Annotated in this window: 20 protein-coding genes and 1 tRNA gene; 7 read left to right on the plus strand and 14 right to left on the minus strand. The window is 72.9% G+C overall.

Translation table 11 applies throughout. The features are described from left to right. Positions 1-22: 22 nt before the first annotated feature. The 5 genes from E0W78_RS09835 to E0W78_RS09855 are packed head-to-tail and all read left to right on the plus strand — an operon-like array spanning position 23 to position 4,061. A complete protein-coding gene (locus tag E0W78_RS09835) occupies positions 23-1,210 on the plus strand; it encodes a thiolase family protein (RefSeq protein ID WP_131403780.1) in 1,188 nt (395 codons plus the stop codon). Then, positions 1,207-1,902, plus strand: coding sequence for a 3-oxoacid CoA-transferase subunit A (locus E0W78_RS09840; protein WP_131403781.1), 696 nt, complete (start codon positions 1,207-1,209; stop codon positions 1,900-1,902). Before E0W78_RS09835 ends, E0W78_RS09840 begins: the two co-directional genes overlap by 4 nt. Continuing rightward, positions 1,902-2,561: a 3-oxoacid CoA-transferase subunit B gene (locus E0W78_RS09845; protein WP_131403782.1), complete on the plus strand. Its 660-nt coding sequence runs from the start codon at positions 1,902-1,904 to the stop codon at positions 2,559-2,561. Before E0W78_RS09840 ends, E0W78_RS09845 begins: the two co-directional genes overlap by 1 nt. A gap of 43 nt (positions 2,562-2,604) precedes the next feature. Beyond that, positions 2,605-3,381 (plus strand): GntR family transcriptional regulator, encoded by a 777-nt coding sequence (locus E0W78_RS09850; RefSeq protein ID WP_131403783.1) that lies wholly within the window; start codon positions 2,605-2,607, stop codon positions 3,379-3,381. Further along, on the plus strand, positions 3,378-4,061 hold the full coding sequence (locus tag E0W78_RS09855; protein ID WP_131403784.1) for a hypothetical protein: 684 nt from the start codon (positions 3,378-3,380) through the stop codon (positions 4,059-4,061). The genes E0W78_RS09850 and E0W78_RS09855 overlap by 4 nt, the downstream gene beginning before the upstream one ends. 73 nt (positions 4,062-4,134) lie before the next feature. Here the strand turns inward: E0W78_RS09855 and E0W78_RS09860 are convergent, their stop codons facing one another. The 6 genes from E0W78_RS09860 to E0W78_RS09885 are packed head-to-tail and all read right to left on the minus strand — an operon-like array spanning position 4,135 to position 9,810. Then, on the minus strand, positions 4,135-4,974 hold the full coding sequence (locus E0W78_RS09860) for an ABC transporter substrate-binding protein (protein ID WP_131403785.1): 840 nt from the start codon (positions 4,972-4,974) through the stop codon (positions 4,135-4,137). Between the two features lie 28 nt (positions 4,975-5,002). Then, positions 5,003-5,662 carry an amino acid ABC transporter permease gene (locus E0W78_RS09865; RefSeq protein WP_131403786.1) on the minus strand — a complete coding sequence of 220 codons (660 nt, stop codon included), beginning with the start codon at positions 5,660-5,662 and terminating at the stop codon, positions 5,003-5,005. Next, positions 5,662-6,300 carry an amino acid ABC transporter permease gene (locus E0W78_RS09870; RefSeq protein ID WP_131403787.1) on the minus strand — a complete coding sequence of 213 codons (639 nt, stop codon included), beginning with the start codon at positions 6,298-6,300 and terminating at the stop codon, positions 5,662-5,664. Before E0W78_RS09870 ends, E0W78_RS09865 begins: the two co-directional genes overlap by 1 nt. Continuing rightward, positions 6,300-7,070, minus strand: a complete 771-nt coding sequence (locus E0W78_RS09875; protein WP_131403788.1) for an amino acid ABC transporter ATP-binding protein — start codon at positions 7,068-7,070, stop codon at positions 6,300-6,302. The genes E0W78_RS09870 and E0W78_RS09875 overlap by 1 nt, the downstream gene beginning before the upstream one ends. Beyond that, the gene (locus E0W78_RS09880; RefSeq protein WP_207392711.1) at positions 7,067-8,269 is read right to left on the minus strand and encodes an aminotransferase class III-fold pyridoxal phosphate-dependent enzyme; all 1,203 of its coding nucleotides are present in this window, start codon (positions 8,267-8,269) and stop codon (positions 7,067-7,069) included. Before E0W78_RS09880 ends, E0W78_RS09875 begins: the two co-directional genes overlap by 4 nt. Then, positions 8,266-9,810, minus strand: coding sequence for an aldehyde dehydrogenase family protein (locus E0W78_RS09885; protein WP_131403789.1), 1,545 nt, complete (start codon positions 9,808-9,810; stop codon positions 8,266-8,268). The genes E0W78_RS09880 and E0W78_RS09885 overlap by 4 nt, the downstream gene beginning before the upstream one ends. Before the next feature lie 295 nt (positions 9,811-10,105). On the opposite strand from E0W78_RS09885, the gene E0W78_RS09890 reads away from it, so the two are divergent. Continuing rightward, positions 10,106-11,251, plus strand: a complete 1,146-nt coding sequence (locus tag E0W78_RS09890; protein ID WP_165570462.1) for an FAD-dependent oxidoreductase — start codon at positions 10,106-10,108, stop codon at positions 11,249-11,251. 202 nt (positions 11,252-11,453) lie between these two features. Here E0W78_RS09890 and E0W78_RS09895 read toward each other — a convergent pair. From E0W78_RS09895 to E0W78_RS09910, 4 genes are all read right to left on the minus strand, one after another. Beyond that, positions 11,454-11,530 (minus strand) — tRNA-Leu (locus E0W78_RS09895). A gap of 12 nt (positions 11,531-11,542) precedes the next feature. Beyond that, positions 11,543-11,848, minus strand: coding sequence for a transcriptional regulator (locus E0W78_RS09900; RefSeq protein ID WP_131403791.1), 306 nt, complete (start codon positions 11,846-11,848; stop codon positions 11,543-11,545). Further along, the gene (locus E0W78_RS09905) at positions 11,845-12,282 is read right to left on the minus strand and encodes a hypothetical protein (RefSeq protein ID WP_131403792.1); all 438 of its coding nucleotides are present in this window, start codon (positions 12,280-12,282) and stop codon (positions 11,845-11,847) included. The genes E0W78_RS09900 and E0W78_RS09905 overlap by 4 nt, the downstream gene beginning before the upstream one ends. A 40-nt stretch (positions 12,283-12,322) precedes the next feature. Further along, positions 12,323-13,249: an NAD(P)-dependent oxidoreductase gene (locus tag E0W78_RS09910; RefSeq protein ID WP_131403793.1), complete on the minus strand. Its 927-nt coding sequence runs from the start codon at positions 13,247-13,249 to the stop codon at positions 12,323-12,325. Between the two features lie 105 nt (positions 13,250-13,354). Here E0W78_RS09910 and E0W78_RS09915 point away from each other — a divergent pair, with 105 nt between their 5' ends. Next, positions 13,355-13,591 carry a hypothetical protein gene (locus E0W78_RS09915; RefSeq protein ID WP_131403794.1) on the plus strand — a complete coding sequence of 79 codons (237 nt, stop codon included), beginning with the start codon at positions 13,355-13,357 and terminating at the stop codon, positions 13,589-13,591. Positions 13,592-13,596: 5 nt separating this feature from the next. Here E0W78_RS09915 and E0W78_RS09920 read toward each other — a convergent pair whose 3' ends face one another. The 4 genes from E0W78_RS09920 to E0W78_RS09935 are packed head-to-tail and all read right to left on the minus strand — an operon-like array spanning position 13,597 to position 17,338. Continuing rightward, positions 13,597-14,469 carry a sigma-70 family RNA polymerase sigma factor gene (locus E0W78_RS09920; protein WP_131403795.1) on the minus strand — a complete coding sequence of 291 codons (873 nt, stop codon included), beginning with the start codon at positions 14,467-14,469 and terminating at the stop codon, positions 13,597-13,599. Further along, positions 14,466-15,050, minus strand: a complete 585-nt coding sequence (locus E0W78_RS09925; protein WP_131403796.1) for a hypothetical protein — start codon at positions 15,048-15,050, stop codon at positions 14,466-14,468. The genes E0W78_RS09920 and E0W78_RS09925 overlap by 4 nt, the downstream gene beginning before the upstream one ends. Beyond that, on the minus strand, positions 15,047-15,988 hold the full coding sequence (locus E0W78_RS09930; RefSeq protein WP_131403797.1) for a Ppx/GppA phosphatase family protein: 942 nt from the start codon (positions 15,986-15,988) through the stop codon (positions 15,047-15,049). Before E0W78_RS09930 ends, E0W78_RS09925 begins: the two co-directional genes overlap by 4 nt. A 39-nt stretch (positions 15,989-16,027) precedes the next feature. Then, positions 16,028-17,338, minus strand: a complete 1,311-nt coding sequence (locus tag E0W78_RS09935) for a cation:dicarboxylase symporter family transporter (protein WP_131403798.1) — start codon at positions 17,336-17,338, stop codon at positions 16,028-16,030. Between the last annotated feature and the right edge of the window lie 35 nt (positions 17,339-17,373).

The following is a 17,373-nucleotide window of genomic DNA, read 5'->3' on the forward strand; positions in this document are numbered from 1 at the left end:
ACTTCTCCTCCAGGAGGAACCCATGGCCTACGTGTACGCGGCCGCCCGCACCCCGTTCGGCAAGTTCAACGGCGCCCTGGCCGGCGTCCGTCCCGACGACCTGGCCGCCACCGCGCTGAGCGGCGTGCTGGCCAAGGCCCCCGACCTCGACCCGGCCCGCATCGACGACGTGCTGTGGGGCAACGCCAACGGCGCCGGCGAGGACAACCGCAACGTCGGACGCATGGCCGTCCTGCTCGCCGGGCTGCCGACGTCCGTCCCCGCGACGTCCATCAACCGGCTGTGCGGCTCGAGCCTCGACGCGGTCATCCAGGCCTCCCGCGCGGTCGACACCGGTGACGCGGACGTCGTGGTGGCCGGTGGCGTGGAGTCCATGACCCGCGCGCCGTGGGTGCTGCCCAAGCCGTCCCGCGCGTTCCCGGCCGGCGACACGACCGCCGTCTCCACGACGCTCGGCTGGCGCCTGGTCAACCCGCGCATGCCGAAGGAGTGGACGATCTCGCTCGGCGAGTGCAACGAGCAGCTGGCCGAGGCCAACGGCATCAGCCGCGAGCGCCAGGACGCGTTCGCCGCCCGCTCGCACGAGCTCGCCGCGAAGGCCTGGGACGACGGCTTCTACGCCGACCTGGCCGTGGCCGTCGAGGGCGTCGAGCTCGACCGCGACGAGAGCATCCGCCCCGGCACCACGGTCAAGAAGCTCGCCGGCCTCAAGCCCGCCTTCCGGCCCGACGGCAGCATCACCGCCGGCAACGCCTCGCCGCTCAACGACGGCGCGTCCGCGGTCGTCATCGGCTCCGAGGCCGCGTCGGCGACGCTCGGGCTCGAGCCGCTGGCCCGCATCGCCGGGCGCGGCGTGCACGCGCTCGACCCGACCGAGTTCGGCTTCGCGCCGGTCGAGGCGGCCAACGCGGCGCTGCGCCGGGCCGGCATCTCATGGTCCGACATCGGCGCGGTCGAGCTGAACGAGGCCTTCGCCGCCCAGTCGCTGGCCTGCGTGGACGCCTGGGACGTCGACCCCGAGATCGTCAACACCCGCGGCGGCGCGATCGCCATCGGCCACCCGCTCGGCGCGTCCGGCGCCCGCGTGGTCGGCACGCTCGCCCACGTCCTGCGCGAGCGCAAGCAGCGCTGGGGCGTCGCAGGCATCTGCATCGGCGTCGGCCAGGGCCTGGCCGTCGTCCTCGAGAACACCGCGGCGGACGCCCGATGACGCGGGCGACGGTGCTCGACACGGCGCGCGAGGCCGTGGACGGGATCGAGGACGGCTCGACGGTGCTGGTCGGCGGCTTCGGCCTGGCCGGCATGCCGTTCGACCTGATCGAGGCGCTCATCGATCAGGGCGCGAAGGACCTCACCGTGGTCAGCAACAACGCCGGCAACGGCGAGTGGGGGCTGGCCGCGCTGCTGAAGGCGGGCCGCGTCCGCAAGGTCGTCTGCTCCTTCCCGCGGCAGAGCGACTCGTACGTCTTCGACGAGCTGTACCGCTCGGGGAGGATCGAGCTCGAGGTCGTCCCGCAGGGCAACCTGGCCGAGCGCATGCGCGCCGCCGGTGCGGGCATCGGGGCGTTCTACTGCCCCACCGCCGTCGGCACGCCGCTGGCCGAGGGCAAGGAGGTGCGCGAGATCGACGGCCGCACCTACGTGCTGGAGATGCCGATCAAGGGCGACGTCGCGCTCATCTCGGCCCACACCGCCGACCGCATGGGCAACCTGGTCTACCGCAAGACGGCCCGGAACTTCGGGCCGGTCATGGCCACCGCGGCCACCACGGTGGTCGCCCAGGTGTCCGAGGTCGTCGAGGTCGGCACGCTCGACCCCGAGGCCGTCGTGACCCCGAGCATCTACGTCGACCGCGTGGTGCGGGTCGAGCCGCGTCACCTGCAGGTGGAAGGAGCCCGCTGATGAGCACGCAGGAGCACACCGACCGCGGTCCGCTGGACCGCGACGAGCTCGCCGCCCGCGTGGCGCAGGACATCCCCGACGGCTCGTACGTGAACCTGGGCATCGGCCAGCCGACGAAGGTCGCCGACCACCTCGCGGCCGACTCCGGAGTCGTCCTGCACACCGAGAACGGCATGCTCGGCATGGGTCCGGCCGCGCAGGACGACGAGGTCGACACCGACCTCACCAACGCCGGCAAGGTGCCCGTCACCGAGCTGCCCGGCGCCGCGTACTTCCACCACGCCGACTCGTTCGCGATGATGCGCGGCGGCCACCTGGACGTCTGCGTGCTGGGCGCCTTCCAGGTCGCGGGCAACGGCGACCTGGCCAACTGGCACACCGGCGCGCCCGACGCCATCCCCGCCGTCGGCGGCGCGATGGACCTGGCCATCGGCGCCAAGGACGTGCTGGTGATGATGAGCCTGTTCGCCAAGGACGGCTCGGCCAAGATCGTGCCCGCGTGCACCTACCCGCTCACCGGCGTCGGCTGCGTCAGCCGGGTCTACACCGATCACGGCGTCTTCGCGGTGGGCCCCGACGGCGTCACCGTGCTGGAGACGTACGGCCTGTCGTTCGACGAGCTGGCCGAGCGCATGGACGTCCCGCTGCAGCGCGCCTGACGGAACGGCCCGGACGCGCGTGGGCGCCGATAGACTCGCGACCATGCCTGCACGCGCTGCGTCGGCGCCCCGGCGTCCCGAGCTGCTCACGACGCACACGCGTCGCGTGCTGTTCGCCCCGCTGGACGCGCACGGGCGCGCCGAGACCGTCGCTGAGCGGCTCCGCACGGCGATCTCGCTGGGCGTCCTGGCCGAGGGCGACCTGCTGCCGCCGGAGCCCGAGCTGGCGGCGCAGTTCAACATCTCCCCCGTCACGCTCCGCGAGGCACTGAACCGCCTGCGCGACCAGGGCCTGGTCACGACCCGGCGCGGACGCGGCGGCGGCACGGTCGTCACGGCACCCACCGTGAGCCAGATCCGCGTGGCCATCGACCAGGTGCGCGCCCTCACCGCGCTCGACCTGCGCGACCTGGCCGACTGGCGCCGGGCGCTGTCGCTGGAGTCGGTGCGGCTCGCCGCGCGGCGGGCGTCCACCGAGGACGTCGCGCCGATGCCGCGCAGCGTCGAGCGGTTGCACGAGGCCGGCGACGGCATCGAGGGGCGCCGCGCCGAGAGCCGCTTCTACATCGAGCTGGGCGCCGCGTCGCAGTCGACCCGGCTCAGCACCGCCCTGATCAACGCCCAGGTGGAGTACAGCCCGGTGCTCACCCTCGTCTACCACGCGGTCGAGACGCGCGAGCACGTCGCGCGGCTGCTCGAGCCGGTGGCCGAGCACCTGCGCGAGGTGCGCGTCCGCGAGGCCGAGCAGGCCGTCACGGACGCCATCGGGTTCGTCGCCGCCCGGGCCGGCACGCTGCGCTCGAACGGATGGCAGGCATGAGGCGAGACATGGAGCAGCGCGCCCAGCGCATCGTCGGCGTGACCGACGTGCTCTTCACCGACCTGGAGCGGATCGCGGCCACGACCGCACCCGCGCTGGCCGGGGGCACCGACGCCGAGGCGCTGGCCGCCCTGACCGAGCCGCAGGTGTTCGCCCACCTGGAGGCGCACCCGCTGGCCGTCGGCGCCGGAATGGCCGTCGCCCCCGAGGCAGCCGGGCTCGGCCCGCTGGGCACGATGGTCTGGTGGCGCCGGGCCGGCGACGAGGTGCGCCGCAAGCAGCACGTCGACAACCCGGCCTCGGACTCGTACTACGACTTCGCGCAGTCGCGCTGGTTCCGCACCGCGGTGCAGACCCGCCAGCGCACGCTCATCGCCCCGTTCGTCGACTCCTGGGGCACCGACGACCTGACGATGGTCGCCGCCGTGCCGGTCGTCGTCGACGACGTGGTGCTCGGCGTGGTGGCCGCCGACCTGGTCGTCCGCACCTGGCTGGCCGCGGTCGACGACCTGCTCGACCCGATGAGCCGCGAGCTCCTGCTGGACGCCGAGGACCGCGTCGTCGCCAGCTCGGACCCGACGATCGAGCTGTCCGTGCGCCTGCGGGCGCTCGAGGACGCCCGCGTCGAGCGCCGCGTCGCCGTCGGCGCGTCCGGCTGGGCGCTCGTCCACCTCGCCTGACGTCCCTGCCCCACGCACGACGACGGGACGCCGTCCGCAGTGCGGACGACGTCCCGTCGGGACCGTGACGTGGTCAGCTGACGAGGCGCGCCTCGCCCACCTCGGCCGCCGTCTCGGGCAGGCCGTGGTCGCCGAGGATCTCGACCAGGCGGCCGTCCTCACGCATGGCGGCGACCAGCTCGTCGAGCGCCTTCACCAGCGCCTCGTCCTTGGGGTGGACGAGCATGCTGGTCTGGCTCGGCTCGTTGGTGGCCGGCACGCGGTCGTCCTCCTCGAGCACGGCGAGCTCGAAGTCGGTGCCCTTGGCCGAGATGGTCGCGGCGCCGTAGCCGTCCAGCGCGGCGTCCAGGCGTCCGGCCTTCAGGTCGTTGGCCAGGGCGCCGGAGTCGGCGTAGACGCGCAGGTCGGTGCCGGGCAGCGCCTTGAGGGCGTCGACCCACAGGTAGCCCTCGACGGTGCCGATCTTCTTGCCCAGCAGGTCGTCGACGGTCGAGTAGCCGTCCTCGGACATGACGGTCAGCTCGTCCACGTACAGCGGGGCGCTCAGCGTCGTCTCCTGGGCGCGCGCCTCGGTGCGGTAGAAGCCGCCGACGGCGACGTCCACGCGACCGGTGTTCACCGCGGGGATCGCCGCGGCGTACGTGTACGGCGCGTGCTCGATCTCCAGGCACTCCTCCTCGGCGAGGACCTTGAGGATGTCGGAGTCGATGCCGGCGATCTCGCGGTCCTCCTCGAACGAGTAGGGCGGCGTGTTGGTGAGGCCGACGGTCAGGACCCCCTCCTTGACCGTCGAGACGTCGTGCGCGGGCTTGCAGTCGGCCGCGACGCTGGACTCCGAGTCGGAGCCACAGGCCGACAGCACGAGGGCGGCGGCGGCGAGGACGCCACCGACGCGCAGCACAGAGGACTTCATGGTTTCTCCTTGTGGGGTGGTGGATGACTCACAGGTGCCGGTTGAGGCGCCGTTCGAGTCGGGCTACGAGCCAGCTCGCAGGGATCGTGACGGCCAGGTAGAACAGCCCGGCCAGGACCAGCACGTCGAGGTAGCGGTACGTCGCCGCCCCGACCGAGTAGGCCTGGCTCAGCAGCTCCGGCAGGCCGACGGAGTAGGCCAGCGCACTGATCTGGAAGATCAGGATCGCGAAGCCCATGAGGGTGGGCAGGGCGATGCGCAGGCCCTGCGGGATCACGACGAACCGCTGCGTGTCGCCGCCGGACATGCCCAGGGCGGAGGCCGCCTCGAGCTGGCCGGACGGCACGGCGCGCAGGCCGGCCCGGATGATCTCGCTGGTGTACGCCGCCGTGGTCAGCGACAGCGCCACCACGACCGCCGGGAAGGTCTCGAGGGTGAGACCCGCGTCGGGCAGGCCGAAGTAGATGAGCTGCAGCATGACCAGGGCGGGCATGCCGCGACCGACCTCGACCAGCACGATGGCCGGCAGCCGGACGGGCAGGCGCTTGGCCGACGACCACAGCGCCAGCACGAGGCCGAGCGTGAGGCCGATCGCCAGGCTGAGCCCGGTGACCTTGAGGCTCAGGCCCAGGCCGTCGAGCAGCCGCGGCGCCCAGTCGGCCCAGTCGTTCAGCAGGGACGTCGACATCAGCGGCTCCTCTCGATGCTGAGCCTGTCCTCCAGGTAGCGCGAGAGCAGCGCCAGCGGAGTGCCGAGCGCGATGTAGACCGCGCTGGCCAGGACGAACGGGAGCAGGCCGGCGCCGGTGGAGCGCGCGTCCTGCCCGGCGACGAGCATGATCTCGGCGACGCCGATGGTGGAGACCAGCGCCGAGTCCTTCAGCAGGCTGATCGCCCAGGTGACCATGCCGGGCACGGCGACGCGGGCGGCCTGCGGGGCGATGACCCGGGCGTACGTCGTCCGCCGGCCCAGGCCGAGCGCCTGGCAGGCCTCGAACTGTCCGCGGTGCACCGCGAGCAGGCTGCCGCGGTAGACCTCCGACAGGTGCGCGGCCGAGACGAGCCCGAGCGCGATGACGGCGGCCTGGAACGGGTCGAGCCGGATCGCGCCGCTGCCGATGCCGAAGAAGACGATGAACAGCAGCACGATCGGCGGGATGCCGCGCAGGACGTCCACGACCAGGCGGGCCAGGCCGCGCACGAGCAGCCACGGCGTGCGTCGCAGCAGCACCAGGACGAGCCCGACCAGCGCACCGACCGCGAAGGACGCGCCGGTGACGGCGAGCGTCGTCGGCACCGCCTCGAGGATGATGACGAGGTGGTCCATCAGCGGTCCCGGATGGCCGACAGGAACGTGCGGGTGCGCTCGACCTGGGGGTCGGCGAGGACGGCCTTGGGGTCGCCCTGCTCGATGATCCGGCCGTCGGACATGACGACCAGGCGGTCGGCGACCTCGGTGGCGAAGTGGATCTCGTGGGTGACCACGATCATCGTCATGCCCTTGTCGGCGAGCTGACGCATGACGGCCAGCACCTCCAAGCCGAGCTCGGGGTCCAGCGCCGAGGTCGGCTCGTCGAACAGCATCACCTTGGGGTCGAGGGCGAGCGCGCGGGCGATGGCCACGCGCTGCTGCTGGCCGCCGGAGCACTTGGGCGGGTAGGCGGACGCCTTGCTCGCCAGGCCGACCTGCTCGAGCAGCGCCATGGACCGCTCGTCGGCCTCCTTGCGCGAGCGACCCAGGACACGCTCCTGCGGCAGCGACACGTTGCGCAGCACGGTCAGGTGCGGGAACAGGTTGAACGACTGGAACACCATGCCCACGTCGCGGCGCAGCTGCATGAGCTCGGCGTGCTTGACGCCGCGGGCGGTGTCGAGCGTGCGGCCGAGGACGCTGACGGTGCCCGAGTCCGGCACCTCGAGCAGGTTGATGCAGCGCAGCGTCGTGCTCTTGCCCGAGCCGGACGGGCCGATGATCGCCACGACCTCGCCCGCCGACACGGTGAGGTCGACGTCGTCGACGGCCACGTGCCCGGCGTACTCCTTGCGGACGTTCGACAGGCTGAGGATCGCCTGCCCGGCAGAGGGGTCGGTCGTCACGCGGGGGTCTCCTTCTTCACGGTGCGGACGGCGTCCACCAGCGCGCTGGCGATGGTGCGGACGTCGTCCTCGGTCATCGGCGTCGACAGGGCGACGAGGCCGTTCGTGCCCGCCATGACGCCGCGGCGGTAGGCCTGCCACCACAGCTCCCCCACGTCGACGGGCTCGCGCAGGCGCGTGAGCGAGCCGCCGCCGGTGGCGGCGACGCCACCCTCGGCGAGCAGGCCGCGCAGCAGCTCGCCCAGCCGGTCCAGACGGGCGATCGCGGTCTCGTCGAGGTGCTCCAGCGCCACCCGTCCGGCGGTCATCGTGACCGGGTTGGCGCTGAACGTGCCGCCCCAGCCGACGGCCCCGCTGCGGCGCGGGTCGAACACGTCCATGATCTCGGCCCGGCCGCCGAGGCCACCGACCGGGTAGCCGCCGCCGATGACCTTGCCGAAGGTCACGAGGTCGGGCTCGATGCCGTAGCGCTGGTGCAGCCCGCCGACGCCGAGCCGGTAGGTGATGACCTCGTCGACGACCAGCACGGCACCGAGCCGGCGGGTGGTCTCGCGCAGGTGGGTGACGAAGTCCGGGTCGGCCGGGACGAGCCCGGCCCGGTTGGGCATGAGGTCGACCAGGACGCCCGCCAGGTCGTCCCCGTGCTCGGCGAGCGCGGCGTCGTACGCGGCCCGGTCGCCCTGCGGGACGACCACGACGGTCTGGCCCACCGCGGCCGGGACGCCGGGCGCCGCCACGTCCACGACCGCGTCGGTCGTGCCGTGGTAGCTGCCGGCGAAGCGGATGATCACGTCACGGCCGGTCGCGGCCCGCGCCCCGCGCAGCGCCGTCATGACCGCCTCGGTGCCCGAGTTGGAGAAGCGCCACAGGTCCAGGCCCGTGCGCTGCTGCAGCAGCTCGGCCAGGGCGACGTCCTCGCCCGTCGGCAGCCCGAAGGCGGTGCCGCGCGGCACGACGTCCGCGACGGCGCGTTGCACCGGCTCGAAGGCGTGACCGTGGACGAGCGCGGTGTAGTTGTTGTTGCAGTCGAGCACGCGGTGCCCGAGCTGGTCCTCGACCCACGCGCCCTCGCCACGGACGGCGAACGGCGGCGTCGGCGGGACGAACAGCGTCGAGCGGGTGTTGCCGCCGGGCATGACGGCGCGCGCCCGTGCCGCCAACGGGTGGTCGGCGTACGCCGCCTGCTCGGGGCCCGTCACGCGTCCACCACGATGGTGCGGCTCTGCTCGCGCATGAAGCCCTGCAGGTAGTGCACGCCCAGGCCGCCCTTGCCGGTCGAGCCGCTGCGCTTCCAGCCGCAGAAGGACTGCACGCCCGGCCACGCACCGGTCGTGGCGCCCGCGGCGCGGTTGACGTACAGGACGCCGGCCTCGATCTCGTCCAGGAAGGTGTCGACCTGCTCGGGATCGGCCGAGAAGACGCCGGCGGACAGGCCGTACTCGACCGCGTTGGCCTCGGTCATGGCGTCCTCGAAGGAGTCCACGGCGATGATCGTCAGGAACGGCGCGAACAGCTCCTCGCGGGTCAGGCGGTGGCCGATCGGCAGGTCGGTGACGACGACCGGGCGGAACCAGTTGCCCGGCAGGTCGTCGGCGCGTCCGCCGGTCAGCACGCGTCCGTCGGCGGCGGCGAGCGCGATCGCCTCGTCCACACGGGTGGCGATGGTGTCGTCGATGACCGGTCCGAGGCCCGCGGCCGGGTCGATCGGGTCGGCCAGGACGAGTGCCTCGGCCCGCTCGACGATCTTGGCGGCGAGCTCGTCGGCGACCGACCGCTCGACCACGACGCGGCGGCACGCGCTGCACTTCTGGCCCGAGAGGCCGAAGGCCGAGCGCACGATGCCGCTGGCCGCGTCGTCCAGGTCGGCCGAGGCGGCGACGACGGCGACGTTCTGGCCGCCCATCTCGGCGAGCACGGGGCGGGGCAGGCCGTTCGGGCGGGGCGTCTCGACGAGCTGCCAGCCGACGGCCGACGAGCCGGTGAAGGCGATGCCGTCGACGTCCGTGGCGGCGAGCGCCTTGCCGGTCTCGGGACCGCCGTGGACGACGTTGAGCACGCCGGCCGGCAGGTGCTCGGCCAGGATGCGGGCGATGACCCCGCTGGAGCGCGGCGTCTTGTCCGACGGCTTGAGCACGACGGTGTTGCCGGTGACCAGGGCGGCGCTGGTCATGCCGACCAGCAGGGCGGCCGGGAAGTTGAACGGGGAGATGACGCCGAACACGCCGACCGGCACCAGGACGTCGTAGTTCTTCTCGGTCTCGGTCGACGTCTGCTGCACGGCGTAGCCGTCGTTGTCGGCCATGAGCTGCGTGTAGTGCGCGATCATGTCGAGCACCTCCTGCACCTCGCCGACGGCCTCGAGCCGGGTCTTGCCGGTCTCGGCCGAGACGATCGCGGAGATCTCCGGCACCTGCCCGGCCAGCTCGTCGCGCGCGGCGAGCAGCAGCGCGTTGCGCTCGGCGTAGGGGGTGCGGCGCCAGCCCTTGGCCGCGGCCTTGGCGGCGGCGACCGCCCGGTCGACCAGCGCGGCGTCGGCCTCGTGGGCCCGGCCCACGACGACGTCCACGAGGCACGGGTCGCGGCGCTCGACGGGCGCGCCCTCGAGCAGCTCCTGACCGTCGACCACGTGCGGCTCGACCGGGGCGTCGCCCTGGCGCGCCGCGCTCAGCGCAGCCTCGAACCGACGCTCCGTGTCGGCGTCCCCGAGGGTGGACGAGGAGTAGTCGATCTTCTGGCTCATGGCGTTCCTTCCGGTCCGGCGGCGATGTGACCGCGGTCATGCCCGCGCATCGAATGGCGTTAACATACACAACTATCTTTTTCCTGCCCAGACCTTCGCCGAAGTTCTCGTCGCGGTGGTTTCGATCGTGTTTCGACGGCGTTTCCGGTCTCGGGTCTCGCGGACGTGTGGTACCGGTCACGGCGGCACGGCTTCCCCACGAATTCTGCGAAGGGGCTGGTCAACTAAAACGACATACTTGTATGTTTACGCCCACGCGGCTGGAGCAGCCGGTCGACAGGGAGGAACGGGCAACGTGGCGGACAAGCGGGTCGTCGTCGTCGGCGGCGGAGTGGCGGGACTGTTCACGGCGTGGGACCTGGTGCGGGCCGGCGGCGTCGAGGTGGACGTCCTGGAGATGTCGCACCCCGGCGACGGGTCGTCCGGCCGGTCCGTCGGCATGGTCGAGACCCAGTACTTCGAGCCTGCGGACGTCGCCGTGCGTGCCTACGGCCGCGAGGTCTACAGCGCCCTGGTCGCCGAGCACGAGCTCACGTTCACCCACGGCGGGTACCTGCGGCTGGGCCGCACGGACGCCGACCTCGAGCGCTTCCGCGAGAGCATCGAGACGCAGCGCGCGGTCGGCATCGAGGACGCCGTCGTGCTCACCCCCGACGAGCTCGCGAAGCGCTGGGGCCACCTGGTCGTGGACGACCTGTCCGGCGGCCTGTTCGGCGCCTGGGACGGCTACGTCGACGGCTACGAGGTGTGCCAGGTGCTGGCCCGCCTGGTGCGCGCCGCCGGCGGACGCGTGCACACCGGCACCCGCCTGCTGGGGGCCGAGCGCCCCGACGCGTGGCGGCTGGAGACCACGCGCGGCGTCTTCGAGGCCGACGTCGTGGTCAACGCGGCCGGCTCGTGGGCCGGCCCGGTCGGCGAGCTGCTCGGCGCACCGGTGGCGCTGACCCCGCAGCTGCACGGCGCGGTGACGGTCGAGCTCGCGCACGACGTGCCGTTCACGCCGTTCATCATGGACTACATCCCCGGCTCGGGCGTCGAGGGCGTGTACTTCCGCTCCGAGCGCGCCGACCAGCTCATCGCCGGCCTGCACACCGAGGAGGCCATCGCGCCGACGGTCGACCCCGACGTCGCGCTCGGCAGCCTGCCGATGCCCGAGGTCGAGCGGATCATCGAGCTGCTGCTCCCCCGCCTGCACAACGTCGACGACATGGCGATCGGACGCAGCTGGACCGGCACGTACCCCATGACGTCCACCCTGTCGCCGCTCACCGGTCCGCACCCGGACCAGCCCTCGGTCGTGTACGCGGCCGGCGGCGGCGGCAACGGCATCCAGCTCGGCCCCGCGATCGCCCGCCATGCGGCCGACGCGATCCTCGAGCGTCCGGCCCCGTTCGGCGAGCACGCGCTCGCCTGGCAGGTCACCGCGGGCGCGGCCATCTGAGCCGCGCCGCCCCCTGATCGGCGGGGCGCAGGTGCGACCGCAGTTCCCCGACTGCGCGAGCCCTGCGTCCCGCCTCCCCACCTCCCGGCGTCCCTCACCCGAGCCCGGCTCCCCCGAGATGTGGACGCAGAAGCACCACGATCGTCAGGATCGTGGTGCTTTCGCGTCCACATCTCGCCGGAGGCGACGCGCGGTGAGGCTCTGGTGCTCCCGGTGGGACTCGAACCCACACTGCGACGGGTTTAAGCCGTCCGCCTCTGCCGATTGGGCTACGGGAGCGCGCGCGTCAGCCTAGTCAGCCGACGGCGTGCCCGGGTCGCCGACGAGCTCGCGCAGCGCGGCCACGTGCCCGCGGTACGCCGTGCGACCGGCCGGTGTGAGCGACAGCCACGTGCGCACCCGGCCCTTGCCGGTGGGCTTGGAGACCTTCACGTAGCCGGCGTCCTGCAGCACCTTCACGTGCTTGCTGACCACCGAGTCGGCCGCACCGAGCATGTCGCGCACGGCGCCGAACTCGGCCGACGCCGTCGCGTCCAGGAAGGCGCAGATCTTGAGCCGGTTCGGGGCGTGGACGACCTCGTCGAACTGCGCCGTCACGCCTGCTCCCGGATCGACTGGCGCAGCGCCTCGTCGAAGCGACGGCCGAGCACGACGGTGACCGGCACGAGCAGGGCGGCGAGCACGTACATCGGCCACACCGTGTCGGTCAGCCGCGGGACGATCGTGGCGGCCAGGGCGACGACGAACACCGAGCCGCCCATCGCGTACGACCAGCGGCGTGCCGGACCGTCGACCAGGCCGGTGACCCACATCCCGGTGGCGCGCCGGTACGCCTGGATGAGGAGCAGCACGGCCCCCAGGAAGACCACGAGGACGAGCAGGTCGAGCAGCGGGCCGCCGAGCGTGAGGCCCACGACGTACGCGGCGAGCAGCAGGCCGAGCGTCAGGTGGTACCACCACGGCGAGACCAGCCGGTCGGCCGCGGCGGCGCGGGCGGCGGAGACGTCCTGGAGCGGGTCAATGTTTTCCATGTCGGAAACTCAATCATGTTCCAACATGGAAAGTCAATCGTCAGCCGACCACGACGTCGGCCGGCTCCTCCCCCGCACGCAGCCGCGCGAGCTGGCCGCGCACGACCCGCTCGATCCGCGGACGCATCGCGGACGTCATGCCGCCGACGTGCGGGCTCACCAGCACGCCGGGCGCGGTCCACAACGGGTGGCCGGACGGCAGCGGCTCGGGGTCCCAGACGTCGGAGGCGAACCGCAGGCGCCCGGCCTCCGCCACGATCGCGTCGGTGTCGGCCACCTTGCCGCGCGCGACGTTCACGACCAGCGCCCCGTCGGGCAGCGCGGCGAGGAAGCCGGCGTCGACGAGGTGGTGCGTCGCCTCCGAGTACGGCACCGCGACCACCACGACGTCCACGGTGGGCAGCAGCGTGTGCAGCTCGTCGGTGCCGTGGACGTGGACGCCGTCCTCGTCCCGGGCCCGCGAGGCGACGCGCACGAGCTCGCAGCCGAAGCCGTCCAGCCGCGCCGCCACCTGCGTGCCGATGCCGCCGTGGCCCAGCAGCATGACGCGACGGTCGATGAGGCTGGACGTGAACGCCTTGCGCCACTCGCCCCGCTCCTGCTGGCGGACGTGCGAGGGCAGCTCGCGCAGGGCCGCGAGGGTGAGCGCCACGGCCAGCTCGGCGGTCGACTCCTCGTGGACGCCCACCGCGTTCGCGACCCGGCCACCGTCGCCGATCGCGTCGGCCACGCCGTCGTAGCCCAGCGACTGCAGCTGCACGAGCCCGATCCGCGACACGTCCAGGCGGGTGAACGCGTTCCCACCCCCGAGGTCGTACGGCCACACCACGAGGTCGAGGTGCCCGTCGGGCTGGTCGGCCTCGCGCGGGTCCCACACCACCAGCTCGGTGCCGGGCTCGTCGGCCAGCGACGCCAGCCAGGTCTCCTCGGGGACGCTCACGCGCAGGTCCGTCGTCGGTCCAGTCATGCCCCTGATGATGCCCGGGCCGGCCGCGTGTCACACCGCGTGCCCCTCGTGCGTCATCACAGTAGGAGCAGGCGCCCGCCTGACCGCACCGAACGAGGAGCCACCATGAAGACCATGACCTGCCGCCAGCTCGGCGGCCCCTGCGACCTGGCGCACACGGGCGAGACGGCCGACGACGTCATCCACGCCCAGGACAAGCACCTGCGCGAGGCGGTCAAGGCCGGCGACGCCGCGCACGAGCCCGCCCGCGAGGACATGAAGGGGCGCTGGCGCCACCCGAAGAGGTCGCTCGGCTGGTACCGCGACATGAAGAAGGCGTTCGCCGAGCTGCCGGCGGACTGACCCGCTCAGCCCTGCGCGCGGCGTGCGTCCCGTCCGCCCGGGCCGCCGTCGCGGCGGGGCCGGACGGTGGCCAGCAGCGACGGCTCGGCCCGGAACTCGATCCGGGTGACGACGCCGTCGGCGATGTCGAAGTCGAACACCACGCGCGCCTGCCCGCGGTCCATCCACGCCGCGGCGGCCCGGTCCGCGGCGAAGACCGGCAGCGCGGCGTGCGCGGAGCCGTCGAAGAACGCCGACACCTGCTCGCGCCCGACGATGCTGGTGGGCGTGCCGAGCGCGGCGGCGGCCGCGTCGGCGCCCACCACGACGTCGGGCGCGAGCAGCGCGACGAGCCGGTCGAGGTGCCCGCCCTTGGCGGCGGACAGGAACGCGTCCACGACCTCCCACCGCGGCGGGACGGACGTCGGCGCTGGCTCCGCGAGCTTCGCCCGGGCCCGCGACGCGAGCTTGCGGGCCGCGGCCGGGGACGTGTCGAGGACGGCGGCGACGGTGGCGAAGTCGTGGCCGAAGCTGTCGTGCAGGACGAACGCCACCCGCTCGTTGGGCGAGAGCCGGTCCAGGACGACGGACAGCGCCTCCCCCACCGAGTCGGCCAGCACGACGTCCTCGACCGGGTCGTCACCGGTGTCGGGGCCGTCCACCGGCTCCTCGGGCACCGGCACCTTGGCCCGCAGCCGGTCCAGGCACAGCCGGGTCGTCACCGTCGTCAGCCAGGCCGGGAGGCTCCCGACCTCCTGGTCGGTGCCGTGCAGGCGCAGCCACGACTGCTGGACGACGTCCTCGGCCTCGACCCGGTCGTCGAGCATGCGGGCGGCCAGGCGCACCAGGCGCGGGCGCTCGGCCTCGAACGCCTCGGCGTCCGCCGCCCGCTCGCTCACGGCGTCACCCGGACGAGCTCGACCTCGTCGGTCAGCCCGGCGAACCAGGGCTCGGACTCCACGAACGCGACGAGCGCGTCCGCGTCCGGCCCGTGAAGCACGACGTCGGTCGACTCCTCCTGCAGCTGCCAGGACTGGATGACGCCGACGCCGGACGCGTTCATCGGCCCGCGCATCTCGCCGAACGCCGCCATGAGGGTCTCGTTGCCGGGGACGTGGTCGTAGGCCAGCTCGGCGCGGACGTGCCCGTGCAGGCGGGCGACGACCACGGCGCACCGCCCGAACGGCGTCCGCTCGCCCGTGCGCAGGTCCTCGACGTACGAGCCGCGCGGCGCCCACGAGTCGTCGAGCACGTCAGCGACCAGCTCGACGAACCGGGGGTCGGTGCAGCGCACCTCGATGTCGACCGCCTTCACCCGCTCGTGGCCGTCGAGCAGCGTGCCGCCGCCGACCACCTTCGCCTTGACGCCCTCGGCGGCGAGCTCGTCCTCGATCGGGTCCTCGTACCAGTCGTCGCGGTGGACGGGCTGCACCCGCGCGGGCAGGTGGATCCGGTGGGTCGGGCGCCGGCGGCCGATCACGGCTGGTCCAGCGGAAGGACGAACGACAGCGCGATGCCGTCGAGGATGTCGTGCTCGCTGATGACCACCTCGTCGGTCTGCAGCGGCAGGTGCGAGAGCACCGAGTCGAGCACCAGCGCGCCGCCGCCGATGACGTCCGCGCGGCCCGGGTGCATGAACGGCAGGTCCCGCCGCTCGGCCACCGACATCGACGCCAGCGCCAGGCAGGCGCTGGCCAGCTCGGCGACGGGGATGCGCGCGCCGTGCAGCGCCTCGCTGTCGTAGCGGGGCAGCTCGAGCGCGTGCGCGGCCACCGTCGTGATGGTGCCGGCGACGCCGATGAGCGTCGTGACCGGCGGGTACTTCTCCAGCTCGCGGCCGATCAGCCGGTCGCAGGCGTCCAGGCAGGTGCCGATCTCGGCCAGCGTGGGCGGGTCGGCGTGCAGGAACCGCTCGGTCATGCGCACCGAGCCGATGTCATAGGACTCGCCCACGTCCGGGCCGAGCGGCTTGTCGCCCAGGACGAGCTCGGTCGAGCCACCACCGATGTCGAGCACCGCGCGCGAGCCGGGCGGCAGGCCCCAGGTCGCGCCGACGTACGAGAAGCGCGACTCGCTCAGGCCGGAGATGACCTCCGGACGCACGCCGATGACCCGCTCGACCCGCTGGCCGAACTCGGCCGAGTTGGTGGCGTCACGCGTCGCGGACGTCGCGCAGAAGCGGATCTTCTCGACGCCGTGGTCGGCGATGATCACCGCGTACTCCCGCAGCGCCGCGAGGGTGCGCTCGATCGCCTCCTCGGCCAGGAAGCCGGTGCGGTCGACCCCCTGCCCGAGGCGGACGATGCGCATCTCGCGGGCGAGGTCGGTCTTGGTGCCGTCGATGTCGACGTCCGCCACGAGCAGGCGGATCGAGTTCGTGCCGCAGTCGATCGCGGCGACACGCTGGGCATCGAGCATGGGGGCGAGCCTAGCGAAGGACGGCGGGGCCGCCCGTCGTCAGTCCTCGAGCATCCGGCTCTCGTCGAACGGACGCTCGCCGGCCAGGACGGCGTCGAGCCGCTCGCGGTCGACGGTGTGGGTCCAGTGCCCGACGAGGACGGTGGCCACCGAGTTGCCGGCGAAGTTCGTCAGCGCCCGCGCCTCGGACATGAAGCGGTCGATGCCGACGATGAGGCCGACGCCCTCGACCAGCTCCGGGCGGTGGGAGTTGAGACCGCCGGCGAGCGTCGCCAGGCCCGCGCCGGTGACGCCCGCGGCGCCCTTGGACGCGATGATCATGAACACCAGCAGCGAGACCTGCTCGCCGATCGACAGCGGCTTGCCCAAGGCGTCCGCGACGAAGATCGACGCCATCGTCAGGTAGATCGCGGTGCCGTCGAGGTTGAACGAGTAGCCGGTCGGCACCACGATGCCGACGGTCGACTGCGCCACCCCGGCGTGCTCCATCTTGGCGATCACCCGCGGCAGGGCCGACTCCGACGACGACGTCGACAGGATGAGCAGGAACTCCCGGCCCAGGTACCTGAACAGCTTGAAGATGTTGACCCGCGTGACCACCCACAGCAGCGAGCCGAGCACGCCGAAGACGAACAGCACGCAGGTGACGTAGAAGCCGATCATCACCGTCGCGAGGCTCTTGAGCGCGTCCACGCCGGTCGCACCGACGACCGCGGCCATGGCGCCGAACGCACCGATCGGGGCCAGCCACATGATCATCGCCAGCACCCGGAAGACGACCTTCTGGATGTAGCCGATGCCGACGAGCACCGGCTGGCCGGTCTCGCCCATCGCCTGCAGGGCGAAGCCCACCAGCAGGGCCACGAGCAGCGTCTGGAGCACCTCGCCGGACGTCAGCGCCGACACGAGCGTGTCCGGGATGATGCCGAGCAGGAACTCCCACGTGGTCTCGTTCTCGGCCACCTGTTCCGAGCCCGTGGCGGCGAGCTCGTCGCTGAGCTGCAACCCCTCCCCGGGGTCGAGCAGGTTGCCGACGATCAGGCCGATGGCCAGCGCGAACGTCGACATGGTCACGAAGTAGGCCAGGGCCAGGCCGCCGACCTTGCCCACCTGCGCGGCGCTGGCCACCGAGCCGACGCCGAGCACGATCGTGCAGAAGATGACCGGCGCGATCATCATCTTGATCAGCGCCACGAACAGGTCACCGAGCGGCTTGAGCTCCTGGGCGAACTCGGGCGCCACGAAGCCGAGCGTCACGCCCGCCACGACGGCGACGATGACGGCGATGTACAGGTAGTGCGTGCGGTCCTTGCGCTCGGTGCGCGTGGACGAGGTCTCGGCCGCGGTCATGGATCCCCCCGGATCGGCGTGTGTGGTCCGCGCCC

The organism is Aeromicrobium sp. IC_218, from assembly GCF_004336805.1.
Classification (GTDB): domain Bacteria; phylum Actinomycetota; class Actinomycetes; order Propionibacteriales; family Nocardioidaceae; genus Aeromicrobium.

Excerpts from the sequence above, each read along its gene's own strand:
- E0W78_RS09845 (WP_131403782.1), top strand. The coding sequence starts at position 1,902 with ATGAGCACGCAGGAGCACACCGACCGCGGTCCGCTGGACCGCGACGAG.
- E0W78_RS09915 (WP_131403794.1), top strand. The coding sequence starts at position 13,355 with ATGAAGACCATGACCTGCCGCCAGCTCGGCGGCCCCTGCGACCTGGCG.
- E0W78_RS09855 (WP_131403784.1), top strand. The coding sequence starts at position 3,378 with ATGAGGCGAGACATGGAGCAGCGCGCCCAGCGCATCGTCGGCGTGACC.
- E0W78_RS09870 (WP_131403787.1), bottom strand. The coding sequence starts at position 6,300 with ATGGACCACCTCGTCATCATCCTCGAGGCGGTGCCGACGACGCTCGCC.
- E0W78_RS09860 (WP_131403785.1), bottom strand. The coding sequence starts at position 4,974 with ATGAAGTCCTCTGTGCTGCGCGTCGGTGGCGTCCTCGCCGCCGCCGCC.
- E0W78_RS09930 (WP_131403797.1), bottom strand. The coding sequence starts at position 15,988 with ATGCTCGATGCCCAGCGTGTCGCCGCGATCGACTGCGGCACGAACTCG.
- E0W78_RS09850 (WP_131403783.1), top strand. The coding sequence starts at position 2,605 with ATGCCTGCACGCGCTGCGTCGGCGCCCCGGCGTCCCGAGCTGCTCACG.
- E0W78_RS09840 (WP_131403781.1), top strand. The coding sequence starts at position 1,207 with ATGACGCGGGCGACGGTGCTCGACACGGCGCGCGAGGCCGTGGACGGG.
- E0W78_RS09910 (WP_131403793.1), bottom strand. The coding sequence starts at position 13,249 with ATGACTGGACCGACGACGGACCTGCGCGTGAGCGTCCCCGAGGAGACC.
- E0W78_RS09905 (WP_131403792.1), bottom strand. The coding sequence starts at position 12,282 with ATGGAAAACATTGACCCGCTCCAGGACGTCTCCGCCGCCCGCGCCGCC.
- E0W78_RS09865 (WP_131403786.1), bottom strand. The coding sequence starts at position 5,662 with ATGTCGACGTCCCTGCTGAACGACTGGGCCGACTGGGCGCCGCGGCTG.
- E0W78_RS09885 (WP_131403789.1), bottom strand. The coding sequence starts at position 9,810 with ATGAGCCAGAAGATCGACTACTCCTCGTCCACCCTCGGGGACGCCGAC.
- E0W78_RS09835 (WP_131403780.1), top strand. The coding sequence starts at position 23 with ATGGCCTACGTGTACGCGGCCGCCCGCACCCCGTTCGGCAAGTTCAAC.
- E0W78_RS09935 (WP_131403798.1), bottom strand. The coding sequence starts at position 17,338 with ATGACCGCGGCCGAGACCTCGTCCACGCGCACCGAGCGCAAGGACCGC.